Annotated in this window: 2 protein-coding genes; both read right to left on the bottom strand. The window is 30.2% G+C overall.

The annotated features are described in order from the left end of the window. Window positions 1-121: 121 nt before the first annotated feature. Window positions 122-511, bottom strand: a complete 390-nt coding sequence (locus O6B72_RS09370) for a hypothetical protein (protein ID WP_114675053.1) — start codon at window positions 509-511, stop codon at window positions 122-124. Between the two features lie 2 nt (window positions 512-513). After that, a partial coding sequence (locus O6B72_RS09365) for a hypothetical protein (protein ID WP_269492997.1) occupies window positions 514-767 on the bottom strand: 254 nt, incomplete at its 5' end.

Here is a 767-nt window from a genome sequence, read left to right as displayed (position 1 = left end):
AAGTTTTACATTTTAGTTTAAAGTTTTTCATAACTTTCCTTTTAAAATGTAATTTTTTTAGCATAAGTTTTAAATAGTGGTAAAATGCCACTTGCATAGGTTTTACAGGGGGTTAATCCCCCTAAAACAGCCTCATACTCTCTACCTTAAAATCACTTCTTAATAAAGTATAATGCCTAAACTCATCACTCTTAGAAGTCTTTATAAACCTAATTAGCCCACCATCACTAAATTGATAATTATGCAGTCTAAACTTAATACTTGCTTCTAACTCATAAAGTTTTTTAAGACAAAGTTCTAAATTCTCATCAACACTATCACCCAAATAAATGCTAAAATAAATATCCTCAGCCCACCCATCAAATGTGTCAAGTTCATTATCATTTGGCACCACCCTAATAAGCGGAAAATCATCTATATTTATACTTCTTTCAAGTCCTATTTTAATGCTTTTTACATCTATATCATTAAGTAAGGCTACCAAACGCTGCATTATCTCAAATATACTCATAACTACTCCTTATAATACGGCACTTTTACCACTTTATCGCCAACTTTTAGCTTTATAAAGCCACTTGGACTTTGAGGCAAAGTAGTTTCGTTTAAATCACTTGTACTAGCTAATATCAACTCTCCAAATACATTTAAATTCTTAGTATAAAAATCATTTTCTTTATTTCCATTTTTAAGGGCGTAGTCTTTTAAGCTTTGGGCTTTTACATAAAGCTTTAATGTCTCATTTAGCTCAGTTTTTAACTGATAATTCT

This window comes from Campylobacter ureolyticus (genome assembly GCF_027277485.1).
In the GTDB taxonomy this organism is placed as follows: domain Bacteria; phylum Campylobacterota; class Campylobacteria; order Campylobacterales; family Campylobacteraceae; genus Campylobacter_B; species Campylobacter_B ureolyticus_B.
Note: the sequence above shows the minus strand (reverse complement) of the source record. Positions and strands in the feature narration are given on the sequence as shown.

Bases quoted from the DNA above. Each gene is read 5' to 3' on its own strand.
- O6B72_RS09370 (WP_114675053.1), bottom strand. From the start codon at position 511: ATGAGTATATTTGAGATAATGCAGCGTTTGGTAGCCTTACTTAATGAT.